Raw genomic sequence first — 17,959 nt, forward strand, 5'->3', positions numbered from 1 at the left:
CCTATCGTCTCTGCACGGCGAGCGTCGCCGCGCGGCGCCAGGCGCCGATCACCGTGGGGCGCTGTTCGTTCGGATGCTTGAGATTCCACATGCGGTTGGCCGCGAAATACCACGAGGCCACCAGCACAAAGGTCTCGGAAACCGCCGCGCCCGCCAGCGACCATGTCGACGGCGCGATGGCCAGCAGGAGCCCGATCGTCGCCAGCCCGACAACCGCGCCGGCCAGGGTGATGAAGGCGACGATGCGGAAATCGCCGACGATCTCGAGCACCACGCGCGGCATCACATAGGCCATGATCGGCACATAGTTGGCGATGGCGAAGAGCCCGATCAGTCCGACCGAGGCGTGCTGCAGGGCCTGGGATTTGATCATTGGCAGGATGAACAGGATGCCGCCGCCATAGGCCAGGCTGCCGACCCCCATGATGACGGCCCAGACCTTGGCCTGCGTCCACACGCGCTCGAACTCGCTGTTGCGCACCAGCTTTGCGAGTTCGGGCTGCGTCATGTTGGAGAAGGCAAGGCTGATGATGCGCAGCGGCGCAAACAGCACCAGCACCGCCGCCAGCGGCGCGTAGGCGGCCGGTCCGGCGATACCCGCGACCAGCAGCGCCAGGCATTGCCCCTGGATGTTGGTGGTGGTGGCGCTGAACCCCGACCAGGAGAGCTGCCGCCATAGCTTCGCATAGCGCCGCCAGGTCGGCGCGCGGAAGGAGACGCGCAGCCTGCGGCGCGCCAGCTTCACCAGCACGGCGATGCCGACCACATTAGCCGCGGCAAGCGCATAGAAGGTGGCCTGCAGCGCGTCGGCGAAGAACCAGATCGCCGCCCCGGCGAGCACTATGCCCGCGATGGTGAACACGGCGTCGCTGATGGAAACGACGAGCTGCATGCGGCGCGCGAAAAATGCCGTGCGCATATGGCTGCGTAGTGACCAGGCGCAGACGAAGCAGGCGGCGCCGATTCCGCCGGGGTCGCCCAGCAGCCGCATCAACAGCCCGGTGCCAAGTCCCATCAGCAGCGCCACCACAAGAGCGGCCGATCCGAAGGTCACGTCATGCGCGTCGACGCCGGCCTTGTTGGTGCTCTTGTTCATCCAGATGGTGGCGGGAACGGCGGTGAGCGAGCGGATATAGGACAGGCCGACGCCGCCCATCACCATGGCCAGCGCGAAAAGGCCGTAGCCCTCCGCCGATAAAAGATGCAGCAGCGCGATGTTGAGGGCGAAATGGAAGCCGCTCTGCATCGCCTCGCCGCCGATCATCAGCATGAGGCGCCGCACCAGATGGGCCGGTAACGCGAAATTCACGGGCTGGTCTCCGCCTCGCGGGCGACACGCGCCCGCCCCCGCCGCGCCGTTGCCGCCTTCAGCTTGTCGGCCCCGATCGCCACGATCGCGGCGGCGGCGATATGTTCGCTGAACACCGCCTCATAGCGCGCCCGGCCGGCGGCGGCGAAGCCGCGCCAGAGTTCCGGCCGCAGGATGATCTCCGTGAGCTTGCTGGCAAGGGCAGCGGCGTTGCCCGGAGGCACATGCCAGCCGGTCTCGCCGTCGGCCACCACTTCCACCAGCCCGCCGATCGCCGACACCAGGGGCGGACGACCCCAACCCAACGCTTCGATGGCAACGCGGCCGAGCGATTCCGGACGCCGCGACGGCACCGCCACGATGTCGGCCCAGCGATAGTGGTCGGTCGGGTCGGAGACGAAAGGCAGCACCTCGACATGCCCGGTCAGTCCCATGCGCCTGACCAGTTCGGCTAACGCCTGCTCGCGCTCAACGCTTTCGAAGGCGCCGCCGACCAGGCGGACCTCGACGCGATCGCGCAATTCCGCGGGGAGCGAAGCGACCGCTTCGAGCAGCACCTCCTGCCCCTTGATGCGATTGACGCGGGCAAGCAGCAGGATCTTGAGCGGGCGGCTGCCGTCATAGGTCACGGGCAGCGCGGCCAACGGCCCGGTAACGCCGTTATAGACGACATGCGTGCGCCGCCCCTTGGCGTCGACGGCCGGCGGATCGCCGAAGGTGGCGCGCGTGGCGCGCGAGTTGAAGATCAGGTCGGCATTGCTCCAGCGCATCAGGGCGACGAGCACCTTGCGCAGGACGCCTTCGGGAATCTCGTGGATGTGCAGCAGCGCCTTGCGCGGCAAAAGCCGCGCGGCCAGCGCATAGTCGGCGATGATGGAGGTGTTGATATAGGTCAGGTCGTTGCCCTGCATGCGCCGCCACGCCCGCCAGAGCGCGGCCGGCAGCCGCGCCATCTCGACGGTGGCGAGCTTGAGCATCGCCTGGCGCCTCAGCACCCAGAGCGGTTCGAACACGATGCGGCTGGCATGCGGCGTAAGGATCTCGACGATCGGCCCGTCGCGTGGCAGCACGACCTCGATCTCGGCGGCCGGAAACGCGGCGCGCAGCGCAGCCACGCTCTCCGCGAAGCTGCGGTCAGAGCCATATAGCTCGTAGCCCTGGTGAACGCAGGCGATGCGCATCGCTATCTTTCCACCTTGCACTCCGAGTCCGCTCCGTGCACCGGACCCTCGAGCGCGGAAGAAACTTCATGCCAAATCCGCACGCCGCTCTACCCAGCGGTGGCCACTGCAGGCCCGGGAGCAAGGATCGTGCCGGGTCCCGAACGCCCGGCTGCGACCCCAACAACCCAACCGTGCCCCGTATCGACACAGATACGTCGCGAAAGTTGACCGATAATGAAGCAAGCCCCGCGCTCTGAAGAGAAATTTTACACCTTCGTGCGAGTATTCGTCCCGGGGGTACCCCTGGCACGGAAGTTGCTGGGCGGTCATTGACATAACAACAACCATGACCGGACCCGGGGAATCCTTCTATTTTGAAACCGGAACGACCTTCCATCCCGATCGAAAAGCCTTCGATCCTGATCCTGGGCACGCGCGGCATTCCGGCTTCGCATGGCGGCTTCGAGACTTTCGCCGAACGCCTGGCGCTTTTCCTGGCCGGGCGCGGCTGGAAGGTCGGCGTCTACTGCCAGAAGGAGGTCCAGCGCGTGGGCCAGAGGGTGACGATCGACACCTGGCGCGGCATCGAGCTGATCACCATCGAGGTCGCCGCCGAAGGTCCGCGTGCGACGCTTGAATTCGACTGGCAATGCGTGCTCGACGCCGCGCGGCGACCGGGCGTGTGCCTGGTGCTGGGCTATAATGGCGCGGTGTTCCTGACCTGGCTCAGGCTCATGCGGCGCCGGATCATCACCAATATGGACGGCATCGAGTGGCGGCGGCCGAAATGGGGACCGGCGGCGCGCAGCTGGTTCTGGCTCAACGAATGGATCGGCGCCTGGCTCTCGCATCGGCTCGTCGCCGATCACCCGGCGATCGCCGATCATCTGGCGACAAGGCGGCCGCGCAGCGCGATTGCCACCATTGCCTATGGCGCTGACCCGGTGACCTCGGCGCCGGATGAACCCATTCGCGCGCTCGGGCTCGATCCCGGCAAGTATCTGGTCTCGATCGCGCGCATCGAGCCCGACAACAACATCCTGCCGATCATCGAGGCCTTCCGCCGCCGCGAGCGCGGCGACATGAAGCTGGTCGTGCTGGGCACGCTCAACGACGACATTCCTTATCATCGCGCGGTGCGCGAGGCGGCGGGCAGCACGGTGGTCATGCCGGGCGCGATCTACGACCAGGCGGTGGTGAAGGCGCTGCGCTACCACGCGCGCGCCTATTTGCATGGACACACGGTGGGCGGCACCAATCCCTCGCTGGTCGAGGCGCTTGCCGCCGGCAACATGGTGATCGCGCATGACAACCGCTACAACCGCTGGGTCGCCGGCGAGGCGGCGATCTATTTCAGCGACGCCGACAGCCTGAGCCAGCGAATCGACGAGACGCTGGCCGATGACGCGCTGGTGGCGCGCTGCAGCAAGGCGGCGCGGGCACGGGCGCGCGAGGCCTTCCGCTGGGACGACATTCTGCTTGCCTATGAGAAGGAAGCGCTGCGGCAGCTCGGCATCAACGCCAACGTGCCGGCGAACGCTGACTACGCCCGGCACGCATGACCGGCTGGTCGCGCCGCCGGATCCTCGGCGCGGCGCTGCTCGCGGCGACGGCGCCGCTGGCGACCGCGGCTCCGCCGCTCGCGTCTACAGCCCAAGCCGCCACCGGCCAATGGCTATTCCGGCGCGGCGTCAACACCTGGCCATGGTTCGCCCTGACGCGCGAATTTCCAGCACCGCGCACCGACTATGACTGGCCGCCTTTCCAGCCGCAGCGGCCGGTGCCGACGCCGGCCGACCTTGCCCGGCTGCGCGCCAGCGGGCTCGACTTCATCCGCCTGCCGATCGATCCTGGCCCGTTCCTCGCCGCCGGGGCGGGCCAGCGCGCCAGGCTGATCACGATGCTGAGCGCGGCGGTCGAAGCGGCGCTGGGTGCCGATCTCGGCGTCATCGTCAACGTGCAGGCCAACGGCGCGACGCATTACTGGAATCCCGACCGCATGTATTCCAGCACCACCGCGCCGGAATTCGCGGGCTACCAGGTCCTCGTCGGCGAAGTGGCCGGCATGCTGGCGGACATGGCGCCCGGCAGGATCGCGCTGGAGCCAGTCAACGAACCGCCGCAGGACTGTTCTTCCGAGGTCTGGCCCAAGGTGCAGGCAGCGCTTCTGACCGCCGCGCGAGGCTCGGCGCGAAAGCTGCCGCTGCTCGCCACCGGCGGCTGCGGCTCGATGGTGCGCGGCTTGACCGCGCTCGATCCGGCGCCGCTGGCGGACTACGAACCGATCCTGTTCACCTTCCATTTCTACGAGCCCTATCTGTTCAGTCACCAGGGCGCGCCATGGATGCGCGAACCGGTCTACCGCGCGTTGAACAACGTGCCGTGGCCGGCCTCGGCCGGCACGCTGGAGCAGACGCTGGCCTCGGTCAGGGCAAGGATGGCCGGGGATATGGATCGGTCCGAAGAGGCCAAGAAGGCCGCCTATGCCGAGACCGAACGGGTGCTGAAAGTCTTTTTCGACGCCCAGCCCGACCGCCGCTTCGTCGACGGCTATCTCAGACAGGTCAGCAACTGGGCGGAGAAAAACGGCATCGCGCCTGGGCGCATCATCATGGGCGAGTTCGGCGCGCTGCGCACCGACGCCCGCTACATCGCCGCGCCCAACCCCGACCGCGCCCGCTACATCGCCGACGTGCGGCAGAGCGCCGAGGCCGCCGGCTTTCCATGGGCGTTCTGGGACCTGTTCGACGGCATGGGCATGATGGACGACACCACGCGCGCACTGGATCCGGCGATGGTCGAGGCGCTCGGGTTGAGGATGCCGAGAACTTGACCTGTTGGACCATCAAGCCGCGCTGTCGGTTTGATGCATGTCGGAGCGAGCGAGAGGCCCGTGCTTCCACTGAAGACCGAACCTGCGTTGCTCACACGTAAGGCGTGCCGGTCATCGCGGCTTTCAGGCCTGCGGCGCCCTTGTCGACGAGCGTCAGGAAAGCATCGTTCGCTTTCGCCCGGCTACGCGTTTGCCGAAAAGTGCTGTGGGCCTCGAGGAAAGCGACCGTCCAGGTCGCGAGCAGCAGGCTTGCCGCGAGCCGCGCGTCGGGATCGGCGGGATCGCGCACGACCGCTTCGGCCAGCGCCGCAGCCACCCGATCGGCCAGTTCGTCACGGATGGCCCGCGCCCGCGCCTTCAGGGTCTCGCTGCCGGCGACCGTCGGCACCAGGCGCTCGCTTCTGGCTGAAAACTCGACGACGGGACTTTTCTCCGCCACCAGCCGGTGCGCGAGCAGGCACAGCGCCTCCAGCGGCGCGATTCCGGCGGGGCGCTGCCGCACCGCTTCGCGCAGCAGCTCGCGCCCCTCCTCGTCGCGGTCGAAGAACATGTCCTCCTTGCGCGGGAAGTGGTTGAACACCGTCATGCGCCCGACATCGGCGGCCTCGGCGATCTCGTCCACCGTCACATGATCGAAGCCGCGCTCCATGAACAGGCGCGTGGCGGTGTCTGATATGGCCTTGCGGGTGGCGAGGCGTTTACGGGAGCGGCGGTCTGACGGTTCCGGCATGGCTTCTCGTAGCATGATTCCTGTACTCAGTACATATTCGTATTGACTCCGCCCTGTCAGCGCGCAACATGTGTACTAAGTACATATTGAAACTCAGTACACTAACGGTTTGACACCCTTGGCGAGAGGCGACACCCGCTCCCCGCCCGGCGGACAAGCCCTTGCTCCCGGAGCTCACTCCATGAACAAACCCCTTATCGTCATCTTTGCCGCCATCTGCCTTGACGCCGTCGGCATCGGCCTCGTCTTCCCCATCCTGCCGCGCCTTCTCGAGGAGGTGACGCACAGCCCCGACATCGTCGCCTATATCGGCATCATGACCGCGCTCTACGCCGCCATGCAGTTTCTCTTCGCGCCGGTGCTCGGCGCCTTGAGCGACAATCTAGGCCGCCGTCCGGTGCTGCTGATTTCGCTGGCGGGCGCCGCGATCAACTACCTCATCATGGCCTTCGCGCCGCAGCTCTGGATGCTGCTCATCGGCCGCGCCATCGCGGGCCTGACCAGCGCCAACATTGCCGTGGCCACGGCCTACATCACCGACATCACGCCAGAAGAGCAGCGCGCTGGCCGCTTCGGGCTGTTCAGCGCCATGTTCGGCATCGGCTTCATCATCGGTCCGGTGCTGGGCGGCGTGCTCGGCGACCACTGGGTTCGTCTGCCCTTCATTGCCGCCGCCGTGCTCAACGCCGCGAACCTGCTTCTCGCCGTCTTCGTCCTGCCGGAGTCGCGCGCACCCATTCGCCGCAAGATCGACCTCGCCGCGCTCAATCCGTTGAGGCCGCTGCGCTGGTTGTTTTCGATGAAAGGGCTGCTGCCCATCGTCCTGGTCTATTTCATCCTGTCCGGGGCCGGCGAGGCCTACGGCACCTGCTGGGCGCTCTGGGGTTTCGACACCTTCGGCTGGAACGGTCTCTGGATCGGGCTTTCGCTCGGCATGTTCGGCCTTTGCCAGACGCTGGTGCAGGCTTTCGTGCCCGGCCCGGCCGCCCGGTTGCTTGGCGAGCGCAAGGCCTTCGTTATCGGCATTGCCTTTGCCTGCGCCGCGCTCGCCGTCATGGCCTTCGCCAGCCAGGGCTGGATGGTGTTCGCCATCATGCCGGTCTTCGCGCTTTCCGGCATCGGCACGCCGGCCTTTCAGGCGCTGGCGACACGGCAGGTCGACGCGGAGCGCCAGGGCCAGTTGCAGGGCGTGCTGGCCTCGGCTGTGAGCCTCGCCACCATCGTCGCGCCGCTGGCGTTCTCGACCCTCTACTTCGCCACGCGGAAGCAGTGGCCTGGCGCCATCTGGCTGTCGGTGATCGCGATCAACCTCATCGCGGTGCCGCTGGTGTTGCTTGGGACGAGGAGGATTGAGGCGAGCGGGGTGGCTGTGCGCGCTTAACGCTCTGATGCCGGCTCCTGGTTGCGGCGGATGCTGGTCCGACCATCCCCCGCGCCGGCCTATACAGCGCCAGGGCGATCACCACGAATTTGGTCATCAGCGTCGTCTTGGAAGCCAGGCTTTCCGAGGTGTTGATGATGAGAAGCCAGCCCAGCATCGGCAGCCAGATGCCGGGATGGCACCGGCGAGCCACCTCGTGCATGAACAGCGCGAAGCCGAAGAACATCAAAAGCGTGAAGAAGGCGCCCTGATAGAGCGTCATGCGGATGATCGGGTTCTCGATGCCCTGTTCCAAGCCGCTGATGCGGCGGGTGCTTTCCAAAAGATCGATGTCGGGGCCAACGATGATGTCGCGCAGCTCCAGCCGGCTGAACAGGTCGAACATCTGGACGCGCGCGTTGGCGCTGCCATTGTCCGAGACGAACCGCTCGAGCAGGGCGTCGAAGAAGCCATAATAGCCTGCAAGCACGACCGCCAGCGGCAGTAGCGCGGCAAGCATGATCACGAGCGCCGCGGCCAGAAGGTTGACACGCCCGGTCCTGAGCTGGGCGACGCCGCGGGTCAGCATATAGACGCTGCCGAGCAGGACCGTCAGCACCATCGCCGAGCGGCCGCCGAAGGCGACCAGCGCGCAGAACTGCAGCCCGACCAGCGCCAGCCTGAGCGGCGCCGGCAGCGCGCGCGAGCCGGAGAGCAGCGACAAGACATAGATCGTGGTGACCGTGGCGTTGGACAGAGGGTGTCCCTGCAGCGCCGTCGAGCGCGGGTCGTTTACGAACAACGCACCGTCGAAGCGATAGGGAAAGACCAGCGTCCTGGAGGCGAATTCGAACAGCGCCAGCAGCGCGTTCGCCGTCATCACGGCATGGATGACGACCTGCAGCCGGGCAAAGGTCCTTTCGTCATCCTCGCTCAACACCAGGACGAACAGCGCCGGGGCGACGAAGGTGTCGATCATACCGGCCATGCCTGGGCGTTGCCTGACAATGACGACGATGAGAAGCACTATCGCGGTAATCGCCAGCAGCGCGGTAGCCGGACGCCGGTTGGTGACATTGACGACATAGCCGACCGGATTGCCAAAGGTGCAGGAGCGCCAGGCAAACACCAGGACCAGCAGATAGGTGGATGGATGGATCTTGGTCAGCGCGCTGCCCTGCAGGCCCTCGTAATTATAGCCGAGCAGCCACAGCAAGCCGCCGGACACGGCAAACAGAAGAAACACGGCAGCGACAATGCCGAGGCGGGTCAGCGCATCGACGGGAACGGCGCGCGGGCCGGCCATGCCATAGCCGGGCGCCGCGGCAGACCGGGCGGGACCAGCCAGGATCGAGGCCATGTCAGGCCGCCTCGTCGACCAGCATGGCGCCGGTCGGCAGCCGCCCCATCACCGAGACCGCCTCCGAGGTCGAGGCGACGTCGCGCATCGGCGTCGCGTTGAGCCTGGCGACGAGCAGGATTTCGTCGGCCATGGCGACCAGCGGCAGGACGTTGAGATCGTCGGCCAGCGCGCCGCCGTCGACGACGACGAGCTCGAAACTATGGTTGGCCTCGGCCAGCATGCGATGGGCGAAGTAGAGCGCCTGCGCCTCCTGGAACACCGCGGTCGGCCGGCCGCGGCCAATGAGCGCGACGGAGCTGCCGGGCGCATAGCGGCAGACCGCCTCGAGCGGATATTCGCCGCGCAGCACGTCGAGCACGCCAGGCTGCGGGTTCTTCTGGCCCTTGCCGGCATTGATGTCGATGAACAGCACGCGACGGCCCCTGGCCGCGGCCGCATTGGCGAGCTGCCATGCGACCCTCGAGCGTTGCGCCTTGTCTTCGGGCGGCGACGCCACCAGGATCGAGGGCACGAGCGGCCAGTCGGCCGGGCGCCTTGTGGTCGCGGCGATACGCTGCAGCGCCAATCCGGCCACGGCGTCGGTCTTCTGGGCGAGTGCGCCGGAGCGGCGTCCCCTGCCCGGCAGCACGCCCAGAACCGGCGCGTCGATGGCCGACTGCATCTGATTGGCGGAGAGCACGGTCGGCGAGAGATATTCGGCGATAAGCGCCATGCCGATGCCCAACGCCAGCCCGCCGAAGATGGCGCCGAAAATGAGCAGCCCCTTCGGCGGCCAACTTTTCTTCAGCGCCGGCATGGCCTGCGAGATGATGCGGGCATTGGTGCTGTTGACGCTGGTCTGCTCGCGCGTCTCCTGGGCGCGCTGCAGGTAGTTGGCATAGACCGTGCGCACCGCATCGAGATCGCGCTGCAGCTCGCGCAGCCTGACCGATGCCTGGTCGGTGTCGAGCGACTTACCCTTCAGCGACGCCACCTTGGCCTCCAGTTCCTTCTGGTTGGCCAAGGCGCGCTCATAGTCGGTCTCGGCGGCGGTGACGAGGCGGCCGAGCTCGCGGGCAATCAGCTTGCGCAGATCGCTCAACTGCTGCTGCGCCGAGATCATCGAGGGATGGCGCGGCCCGAGCTCGGTGCCGAACTGCGCGATCTGGTCGACCAGCGTCGCCTCCTGCGCCCTGAGGCTGGCGATCACCGGCGAGCGCATCGCCTCCGAAGTCGCGTCCGGCGCGCTGCCCTGCCGGCGCAATTGGTCGACCTGCGCCTTGAGCTGCGCGGTGCGGGTCTGGGCGGCGGTCAGTTGGGTGTTGAGGTCGGTCAGCTCCTGGTCGCTGACCAGATTGCCGGCCGCCATCACCATGTTGTGCTCGGCCTTGTAGGTCTCGACCGCGTTGGCTGCCTGCTCGACGCGCTTGCGCTGATCCTCCAGCCGGGCGCTGATGGCGTCGGAAGCGTCGGCTGCGGCCTTCGAACGCGCGGCCGCCTGATCGTCGAGGTAGGCCTGAGCGATGGCGTTGGCGAGCTTTGCCGCAAGGTCGGCGCTCTTGGCGGTGACGATGATGTTGAGGACCAGCACCTTGTCGTCGCGCTTCACCGCAAGGCGGCGGCGCAGCGCATCGAGCGTCTCGGCCGTCCTGTCACCGTCGTCCGGACCGAAGAGCATGCCCAGCCAGCGGTCGAGCACGCCCGACCCGTTGAACTCCGGGTTCTTGGTCAGGTCGGTCGCCGCGATGGCGCGCAGAAGGACGCTATTCGATTGCGCCACGCTCACCTGGCTTTCGACCTGGGTGATGCCGCCATCGGGCGAAATGCGGCTCGGATTGACGTCGTTGGTGACGACCTGGAGGTCTTGCGGATCGATGATGATCTGCGCCGTCGAGGAGTAGAGCGCCGGCGTCAGCATGGCATAGACAAGCGTCACTGCGGTGAGCAGCGCGGTGACGACGAAGATCAGGAAGCGGCGTCGCAACAGGATGCGGCCGAGATCGCCAAGCTCGACCGTGGCGGACGCGGGCGCGTGCGCGTAATAGGCCGGTGCCGGCGCGGCCGCCTCCGCGGCGTTCTGCTGAGGCACCATGAGCAGGGGTGGTTGCAAAGGTCGCTCCGACAACGCTCCATCGGCCGGCAAGACGAGAAATGCGGCGTTGGCCTAGCTATTCCCGGCAACGATTAAAACACTGTTAATTATGTTCATAAATTCATGCCGTACTGGCACGAAGTTTGCACTGACGCAGTAGAAATTAAGTGCAGCTGAAATGGAGACATCGTGCGCATGCGGCGCAAAGTCGACCTGGCCAGCCGGGCCGCCGGTACCGAATGTGAGCCACCCCGGGGGCCGGCGATGCGCCTGACCCTGCGCCTCAACGGCGATTGCGTGCGCGGCTTCCATGTGGCGCTGGCCGAGCGGCTGTCGCAGCTGCCCGGCATGGAGCTTGCGATCGACGCCCGTCCGGCGGCGGGCGGTGTGCCGCGCGGCGCCGAGGCGCTGTTCCAGCTTGAGACGCTGATCCATCGCCTGCCCGCCAATGGGACGGCCATGTGTGTGCCACTTTCGACGCTGGCCCGCCATGCGTGTGCGTCCGCGCCGGCCGATCTGACCATCGATCTCGTCGGCGATGTCGACCCGCAAGGCCGACGCGTCTGGCGGCTCACCTATGACGGCGTGTGCGGCGAGGAGGCCCTGCTGGGGCTGATCCTGGCCGGCCGCACGCCGCTCGCCCGGCTCGAACAGAACGGCGCGGTTGTCGCCGAGGGACGGCTCGGCACCGAATATCACGGCATTGCGCTCGCTTCCTTCCAGGACATGCTGGCGCGCAGCGCCGGCTTGACTGTCGCGGCGGTCAACGGCGCCGCGCGCTCGTCGCTGCCGACGCTGCCCGAACCGTCGTCCGAAGCGGCGCCACCCGCCATGCCGTCGGCCACGAAACTCGGCGTCCGGGCGGCCAAGGCCACGGCGCGCCGCGTCGTGCAGCAGATCTACCACCTCTGCTACAACGCCCCGCACTGGCGGGTCGGCTGGCGCGAGACGGGGGGACACGACCTCTACGCGCAGCGTGCCCATCCAAAATCGGGCTGGCGCGATCTGCCGGACGACGGCAGCCGCTTCTATGCCGACCCGTTCCCGGTGCTCCATCGCGGCCAGGTGACGCTGTTCGTCGAGGACTATATCCACCGCGCCGGCAAGGCGATCCTGTCGGCGGTGGCGTTTGGGCCGAACGGACCGGCCGGCACCCCGAAGCCGGTGCTGGAACTGCCCTACCACCTCTCCTACCCCTTCGTGTTCGAGCGCGATGGGGAAATGTGGATGGTGCCGGAAAGCTCGGCCAACCGGACGGTCGACCTCTACCGCGCCACCGCTTTTCCGGGCGGCTGGGTCAAGGAAACGACGCTCCTTTCGGACATCGTCGCCAGCGACGCCACGCTTGTCGAGCATGGCGGGCGCTGGTGGATGTTCGCCACCGTGCGCGATGGCGGCGGCGCCTTTTCGGACCAGTTGCATCTGTGGTCTGCGCCGGACTTCCGCGGGCCGTGGACGGCGCATCCGAAGAACCCCGTTTTGATCGACATCGCCACGGCGCGGCCGGCTGGCCGCATGGTGAGCCGCAACGGCCAGTTGCTGCGCCCGGTGCAGGATTGCCGCAGGAGTTATGGCGCTGCGCTGGGCATCGCGCGCGTCACGCAACTCGACGAGGCCGGCTTCGAGCAGGTCGTCGAGACGATCCTCAACCCCGGCACCGGCTGGGCCGGCCGCAAGCTGCATACGCTCAACGAAGCGGGGGGACTGGAATTCATAGATGGTTCGGCGATGGCGCCGCGCTGGAAGACCCAGCGGCACGATGCCATGCCAACCGGCCGTGGAGACGGAAAATGAGCATCGCAGAGTACCGCGAAACACTGGTCGTGCCGCCTGGCCGGTCCGAGGTCGACGTGGCGATCGTCGGCGCGGGGCTGGCCGGCACCGTGCTGGCGCTGTCGCTCGCCAAGGCGGGGCGCAGGACGGCGCTGGTCGATCCGCATCGTATCCACCATGAGGAATTCCGGGCCGAAAAGACCCGCACCGAGCAGATGGCGCTGTTCGAGAAGCTCGGCCTCGGCCCGGTTTTCAGGTCTCTCGTCACGCCGATGACCGACCTCCATGTCTTCCGCTTCGGCGAGCTGTTCGAGCGCAAGGATGGTCCGGAGTTCGCTTTTTCCTACACGCCGCTGGTCAACGGCCTGCGCGCGGCGCTGCCTGCCGAAGTGCCGCTGACGGTCGGCAAGGTCGCCGAGGTGTCGACCGGGCCGGACCGGCAGCGCCTGGTGCTCACCGACGGTTCCGTCATCGATGCCCGCCTGTTGGTGGTGGCCACCGGCTACAGCGAGGCAGTGCGGCGCGCCATCGGCGTCGAGCGCATCGAGGAATCGAAGGCGCACTCGCTGACGATCGGCTTCGACCTCGCGATCACGCCGCAGGACTTCGGTCTGAAGTCCCTCACCTTCTACGGCAGGCGGGTTGCCGATCGCATTGCCTTTATTACCATCTTCAGGATCGGCGAGCGGATGCGGGCGAACATGTTCGTCTATCGGACCGTCGCCGATCCGTGGGTGCGGGCATTCCGCGAAAACCCGCAAAAGATGCTGCTGGAACTGATGCCGGAGATTGCCTGGCGATGCGGCAATTTCGCCGTCGCCAAAGAAGTCGAAGTGAGGCAGGTCAGCCTGACGACGACGCGGGGTCATCGCCGCGACGGCGTCGTCTTCATCGGCGACGCGTTCGCCACGACCTGCCCGGCACAGGGCGATGGCATCCACCGCGTGCTTACCGACGTCGACTGCCTCGTCTCGACGCATATCCCCGCCTGGCTCGAGACGCCCGGCATGGTGGCCGACAAGATCTGTGCCTTCTACGACGATCCGATCAAGATCGCCGCCGACGCCAGAGCCATGCGCGCCAGCATTTATGCCAGGCGGATCACCACCGAGACGGGGCTCGAATGGCGCCTGCGCCGCTTGCGCAACAGCACCGCGCGGCACTTGATGGTCTTCGGCCGGCGGTTCCGGGAGGCGGGGAAACCGGTCTCGCTGCGCCCGGCCTAAGTCGAGGATCGCCGCCTCGGCTCCGTTACCCGTGCACGAAACATTAAAACGCCTCGATTAACCTAATTTTTCATTGCTACTCTGCTCGCGCCTGGGTTGCTTGAGATTGATTCCACTACTCATGATATTCGCCGCGAGGCTTGGAGCAGAAAAATGAGCACCGCGAAGGGCCGCGAAACGCCTGCCATCCAGGCGGGCTCGGCCGAAGTCGATGTGGCGATCGTTGGCGCGGGCCTTGCCGGAACCGCGCTCACGCTCGCCTTGGCCAAGACCGGCCGCAAGGTGGCGCTGGTCGATCCGCATCGCACCCATCACGACGAGTTCCGAGCCGAGAAGATCGGCATGGCGCAGATGCAGCTGTTCGAGAAGCTCGGCCTCGGTCCCGCCATCAGGCCTCTCGTGACGCCAATGACCGACATCTATGTCTTCCGCCTTGGCCAGCTCTTCCGGCGCGAGCGGAAATGGGAGTTCGGTTTTTCCTATGGCCCGCTGGTCAACGGACTGCGAGCGGCTTTGCCGCCGGAAGCGCCGCTGACGGTCGGCAAGGTTGCGGAAATCTCGACCGGACCGGACCGCCAGCGCCTGGTGCTCACCGACGGCTCGATCATCGATGCCCGCCTGCTGGTGGTCGCCACCGGCTACAGCGAGGCGATCCGGCGCGCCATCGGCATGGAACGGGTCGAGGAATCCAAGGCGCATTCGCTGTCGCTCGGCTTCGATCTTGCGGTCACGCCGCAGCAATGCCCCTATCCGGCCGTCACCTGCTATGCCGGGAACCCGGCGGACCGCATCGCTTATCTCAGCGTCTTCCCGATCGGCAACCGCATGCGCGGCAATATGTTCGGCTATCACACCGTGGCCGATGCGTGGACACGCGATTTCCGCGCGAACCCGCAAAAGATGCTGCTCGAGATGATGCCGGAGATCGCCGCGCAATGCGGCAATTTCGAAGTCGCCGGCCCGGTCGAGGTGCGGCAAGTCAGCCTGACGACCACGAGGGGGCATCGCCGCGACGGCGTGGTCGTCATCGGCGACGCTTTCTGGACGACCTGCCCGACGCCCGGCGTCGGGATCAATCGGGTGATGACCGATGTCGACCGGCTCGTCTCGACCTTCATCCCCGACTGGCTCAAAACGCCAGGAATGGCCGCCGGCAAGATCTGCGCCTTCTATGACGACCCGATCAAGATCGCCACCGACGGATCGGCGATGCGCTCGAGCATCTACGCCAAGCGGATCACCACCGAAACCGGCATGGAATGGCGGCTGCGCCGCCTGCGCAACAACACCGCGCGCCAGCTGATGATCCTCGGCCGCAAGATACGCCGTCGCGGCGAGCTGCCGGCGCCCAGCGCGGCGTAAAGCCGAGATCCGAGCCGCGGACAGGCGGGGCAGCGACCTCTGCCCTGCCGGCCTTTCGTCGCTTGGAAAGCCAAGCAACTGCCTTCCCGTTCGCGGCTCAATCGCTCCTCGATCCCCGCGAGGGGAGATTGGCTGTATCGGTCGCTTCGCCCTATCTTCAGGATGCAACAAGGATCACGATCATGACCCATATCCGGGCGATGACGCGCAACGATCTGACGGCTGTGTCACAGTTGCTCGGCCAATCCTGGCGGCGGACCTATGCGCCGATCATAGGCGACGAGACCGTGGCCCGGCTTTCCGACCAGAAGCACGCGCCTGACAAGCTCGCGGCCGAACTCGAAGACGAGAACAAGATGTCTTTCGTCGCCGAGCGCCCCGACGGCTCGATCGCCGGCTACGCCATGGCGGCGATGGACAAGAAAGGCGACGTCATGCTGGACCGGCTCCATATCGAGCCGCAGGCGTTCGGCAGCGGCCTTGCGGTCGACCTTTTGCATGCCGTGCTTGCCGCGCATGCCGGCATCCCCTCGATCGCGCTGGAGGTGATCGAGGGTAACGACCGCGCGATCGCCTTCTATCGCAAGCACGGTTTCGAGGTGGTCGAACGCCGCGACGCCGCGCATGGCGTCGGCGGGCATGCATCGCTGATCATGCGCCGCCTGCTGCCGATGGCTTAGAGCTTTGTTTTTGCCGCAATTCCAGGCGGAAAACCGCTCACACTTTTCCTGGAATTGCTCTGGATCAGGCAGCGGCTCGCATGCGCAGCGCCTGCATGACGCTGTCCTCGAACGCGCCTGGCACCCTGCCCGCTTCGGCCAGTTGCGCGGCACCCCAGCTTCGGTCCAGGCTGCCATCGGCCATCAGCACCGCTCGATTGCAAAGCGCCGGCACGGCCTCCACCACATGGGTCGACACGATCGCGGCATGGCGGCCGCTCGCGCAGAGCGCGGTGATGACGCGCTTCACCTCCCAGGCCGCGACCGGATCGAGGCCGTTCAGCGTCTCGTCGAAGATCAGAAGCGGCGGGCGGCCGAGAAGCGCCGCGAGGATCGCGACCTTGGCTCGCGTGCCAAGCGAATATTCGGCGATGGAGCGGTCGATCCAGCGGCCGAGCTCAAGACGCTCCAGGAGGTCGCCGCTCGGCAGATCATCGGGCCCGCAGCCGCGGATCGAGCCGACGAGCTCGATATACTGGCGCCCTGAAAGCGGCGCCGGCAATTCATGCGGCTCGATGGCAAGGCCGAAACCGGCCTTGGCGCGTTCCGGCGCGGCCGCGAGACCGATGCCGTCGATCGCAACGCTGCCGCCGAGCAACGGGATCTGGCCCGTGATCGCCCTGATCAGCGTTGACTTGCCCGAGCCATTGGCGCCGAGCAGGCCAAGTATGTCGCCTCGGCGGAGCGAAAGATCGATGCCGCGCACCACGGCGCGCCCGCGATAGCCGGCGCTGAGCCCGCTGACGGCGAGGACTTCATCCATTGCGATACCTCTGTCGGGTGCGATGCCACAGGAAGAACACCAGCGCCGCCAGGCCGATCAGCACGGTGCGGCCATATTCGAGCGTCTCGTAGCCGGCATAGGCGAGCGCACTGGCGAAGCTCAGCATGGCGACGAAGGGCGCGTTCAGGAAATAGGCGCCGAACACCGCATAGGCGCCGTTCAGCACCAGCAGCCAGAGCCCGCCTGCCACCGGCACGGCCCAGGCCGACGGTTCGGCCGCGAGCGCCGCGCCCGCCGGCAGCAGGAAGAAGGCGAGCGACAATTGCAGCGGCAGCCACACCAGCCGCAGCCACACGCGGGTGAAACCGATGGGCGCCGTGCGCAGCACCGGCGAGCCGAGCGGCTGACAGCGCAGGCTGAGCATGAAGACGAGAATGCCGCCCGCCAGACCCGCGACCGCAGCCGGCCCGGCCGTGCGGCCGACAAGGCTTGCCCATGCGCCAAGGATGGCCGCGATCGCGAGCAGCAGGCCGGCCGCGGCGAGCTTCCATGACGGCCGCAAATGGCCGCCCGGAAGTTTCCAGGCCCAGCTCGAAAGCCAGCGCGGGCGCGCCCGGTCGAGGCGGCGCAACCAGGGCCTCCCAACCGGCGCCGCCTCGCTTACCGCCTCATCGAAAAGAAGGCGTGGCCGCCGCAGGCGCCAAAGGGCGGCCGTTACGAAGCCCAAGGCAAACAAGATCGCCGCGCCCAGGCCCCAGGCCGCCGGCAACGGCTTTCCAATGACGGCGCATGCCAATCCCGCCGATACGGCAATCAGGACGCCCAGCGGCACGAAGATCGCCAGGATCGCCCTGCCGGCCATGTGGCGGCGCTGTCCGGGCGCAAGCGGCAGCGCCTTGAGAAACGGCGCAAAAGCCCGTTCAAGGCAGAGGGCTGACACCGTATTGCCGGCGATCGCGCCGAGCACCGCCAGCGCAAGCGGCAGGTCGAGGGACCACAGAAGCTGGTCGTGGCGCAGCCTCGCCGCAGCGGCATGTAGGCCAAGCACGATATCGGCGATCGCATAGGCCAGCAGCGCGCCGCCGCCAAGCCCGATCCAGGCCAGATCGCGGCGCCGCATCGCCCGCAGGCCGGCGACCAACTCGCGCCAAAGCAATATCAGGACAAGCCCGTCGTGCCGCATTGGTTCGTCATCATGGTTCCGACACGGGAATAGGTCACGGCAATTGTGCCGCGAGTGGGGCGATAGCTCACCCGACCGGCTTCGCAGCGTAGTCTCTGGATGGGTAAAAAGGCCGTCGCGCCGAAACGAGTTCGGGCGACGCG

General features: G+C 66.9%; 14 protein-coding genes. 7 read left to right on the plus strand and 7 right to left on the minus strand.

The annotated features are described in order from the left end of the window. Position 1: 1 nt before the first annotated feature. On the minus strand, positions 2–1,309 hold the full coding sequence (locus tag EN869_RS18695; protein ID WP_127226961.1) for a hypothetical protein: 1,308 nt from the start codon (positions 1,307–1,309) through the stop codon (positions 2–4). Next, complete coding sequence (locus EN869_RS18700; protein ID WP_127226960.1) at positions 1,306–2,490, minus strand: glycosyltransferase family 4 protein; 1,185 nt, start codon at positions 2,488–2,490, stop codon at positions 1,306–1,308. The genes EN869_RS18695 and EN869_RS18700 overlap by 4 nt, the downstream gene beginning before the upstream one ends. 377 nt (positions 2,491–2,867) lie before the next feature. Between EN869_RS18700 and EN869_RS18705 the strand changes: the two genes are divergently transcribed. Continuing rightward, positions 2,868–4,034: a DUF1972 domain-containing protein gene (locus EN869_RS18705; RefSeq protein WP_127227234.1), complete on the plus strand. Its 1,167-nt coding sequence runs from the start codon at positions 2,868–2,870 to the stop codon at positions 4,032–4,034. Further along, a complete protein-coding gene (locus EN869_RS18710) occupies positions 4,031–5,305 on the plus strand; it encodes a cellulase family glycosylhydrolase (protein ID WP_127226959.1) in 1,275 nt (424 codons plus the stop codon). Before EN869_RS18705 ends, EN869_RS18710 begins: the two co-directional genes overlap by 4 nt. A gap of 91 nt (positions 5,306–5,396) precedes the next feature. Here EN869_RS18710 and EN869_RS18715 read toward each other — a convergent pair whose 3' ends face one another. Next, positions 5,397–6,035: a TetR/AcrR family transcriptional regulator gene (locus tag EN869_RS18715; RefSeq protein WP_127226958.1), complete on the minus strand. Its 639-nt coding sequence runs from the start codon at positions 6,033–6,035 to the stop codon at positions 5,397–5,399. Between the two features lie 181 nt (positions 6,036–6,216). Between EN869_RS18715 and EN869_RS18720 the strand changes: the two genes are divergently transcribed. Continuing rightward, the gene (locus tag EN869_RS18720) at positions 6,217–7,416 is read left to right on the plus strand and encodes a TCR/Tet family MFS transporter (RefSeq protein ID WP_127226957.1); all 1,200 of its coding nucleotides are present in this window, start codon (positions 6,217–6,219) and stop codon (positions 7,414–7,416) included. Here EN869_RS18720 and EN869_RS18725 read toward each other — a convergent pair. Together EN869_RS18725 and EN869_RS18730 are read right to left on the minus strand one after the other, a co-directional pair. Continuing rightward, positions 7,346–8,755, minus strand: a complete 1,410-nt coding sequence (locus tag EN869_RS18725; RefSeq protein ID WP_210235021.1) for a VpsF family polysaccharide biosynthesis protein — start codon at positions 8,753–8,755, stop codon at positions 7,346–7,348. The genes EN869_RS18720 and EN869_RS18725 overlap by 71 nt on opposite strands. Position 8,756: 1 nt before the next feature. After that, a complete protein-coding gene (locus tag EN869_RS18730; protein WP_127226956.1) occupies positions 8,757–10,847 on the minus strand; it encodes a GNVR domain-containing protein in 2,091 nt (696 codons plus the stop codon). 246 nt (positions 10,848–11,093) lie between these two features. Between EN869_RS18730 and EN869_RS18735 the strand changes: the two genes are divergently transcribed. The 4 genes from EN869_RS18735 (at position 11,094) to EN869_RS18750 (ending at position 15,870) form a co-directional block, all read left to right on the plus strand. Further along, on the plus strand, positions 11,094–12,623 hold the full coding sequence (locus tag EN869_RS18735) for a formyl transferase (RefSeq protein WP_127227233.1): 1,530 nt from the start codon (positions 11,094–11,096) through the stop codon (positions 12,621–12,623). After that, positions 12,620–13,828, plus strand: a complete 1,209-nt coding sequence (locus tag EN869_RS18740) for an NAD(P)/FAD-dependent oxidoreductase (RefSeq protein ID WP_127226955.1) — start codon at positions 12,620–12,622, stop codon at positions 13,826–13,828. Before EN869_RS18735 ends, EN869_RS18740 begins: the two co-directional genes overlap by 4 nt. A 153-nt stretch (positions 13,829–13,981) precedes the next feature. Continuing rightward, on the plus strand, positions 13,982–15,190 hold the full coding sequence (locus tag EN869_RS18745) for an NAD(P)/FAD-dependent oxidoreductase (protein ID WP_127226954.1): 1,209 nt from the start codon (positions 13,982–13,984) through the stop codon (positions 15,188–15,190). Between the two features lie 182 nt (positions 15,191–15,372). Next, entirely contained in the window at positions 15,373–15,870 is a 498-nt protein-coding gene (locus EN869_RS18750) for an N-acetyltransferase (protein WP_127226953.1), read from the plus strand. A gap of 64 nt (positions 15,871–15,934) precedes the next feature. Here the strand turns inward: EN869_RS18750 and EN869_RS18755 are convergent, their stop codons facing one another. Together EN869_RS18755 and EN869_RS18760 are read right to left on the minus strand one after the other, a co-directional pair. Further along, positions 15,935–16,672, minus strand: a complete 738-nt coding sequence (locus EN869_RS18755; protein ID WP_127226952.1) for an ABC transporter ATP-binding protein — start codon at positions 16,670–16,672, stop codon at positions 15,935–15,937. After that, positions 16,665–17,816, minus strand: coding sequence for a hypothetical protein (locus tag EN869_RS18760; protein WP_127226951.1), 1,152 nt, complete (start codon positions 17,814–17,816; stop codon positions 16,665–16,667). Before EN869_RS18760 ends, EN869_RS18755 begins: the two co-directional genes overlap by 8 nt. Positions 17,817–17,959: the final 143 nt, after the last annotated feature.

The sequence above is a fragment of the Mesorhizobium sp. M2D.F.Ca.ET.226.01.1.1 genome, assembly GCF_004022705.2.
In the GTDB taxonomy this organism is placed as follows: domain Bacteria; phylum Pseudomonadota; class Alphaproteobacteria; order Rhizobiales; family Rhizobiaceae; genus Mesorhizobium.

What these genes read in the sequence shown, in the direction of transcription:
- EN869_RS18700 (WP_127226960.1), bottom strand. Translation starts at nt 2,490, where the DNA reads ATGCGCATCGCCTGCGTTCACCAGGGCTACGAGCTATATGGCTCTGAC.
- EN869_RS18710 (WP_127226959.1), top strand. Translation starts at nt 4,031, where the DNA reads ATGACCGGCTGGTCGCGCCGCCGGATCCTCGGCGCGGCGCTGCTCGCG.
- EN869_RS18715 (WP_127226958.1), bottom strand. Translation starts at nt 6,035, where the DNA reads ATGCCGGAACCGTCAGACCGCCGCTCCCGTAAACGCCTCGCCACCCGC.
- EN869_RS18720 (WP_127226957.1), top strand. Translation starts at nt 6,217, where the DNA reads ATGAACAAACCCCTTATCGTCATCTTTGCCGCCATCTGCCTTGACGCC.
- EN869_RS18725 (WP_210235021.1), bottom strand. Translation starts at nt 8,755, where the DNA reads ATGGCCTCGATCCTGGCTGGTCCCGCCCGGTCTGCCGCGGCGCCCGGC.
- EN869_RS18735 (WP_127227233.1), top strand. Translation starts at nt 11,094, where the DNA reads ATGCGCCTGACCCTGCGCCTCAACGGCGATTGCGTGCGCGGCTTCCAT.
- EN869_RS18740 (WP_127226955.1), top strand. Translation starts at nt 12,620, where the DNA reads ATGAGCATCGCAGAGTACCGCGAAACACTGGTCGTGCCGCCTGGCCGG.
- EN869_RS18745 (WP_127226954.1), top strand. Translation starts at nt 13,982, where the DNA reads ATGAGCACCGCGAAGGGCCGCGAAACGCCTGCCATCCAGGCGGGCTCG.
- EN869_RS18750 (WP_127226953.1), top strand. Translation starts at nt 15,373, where the DNA reads ATGACCCATATCCGGGCGATGACGCGCAACGATCTGACGGCTGTGTCA.
- EN869_RS18755 (WP_127226952.1), bottom strand. Translation starts at nt 16,672, where the DNA reads ATGGATGAAGTCCTCGCCGTCAGCGGGCTCAGCGCCGGCTATCGCGGG.
- EN869_RS18760 (WP_127226951.1), bottom strand. Translation starts at nt 17,816, where the DNA reads ATGCGGCACGACGGGCTTGTCCTGATATTGCTTTGGCGCGAGTTGGTC.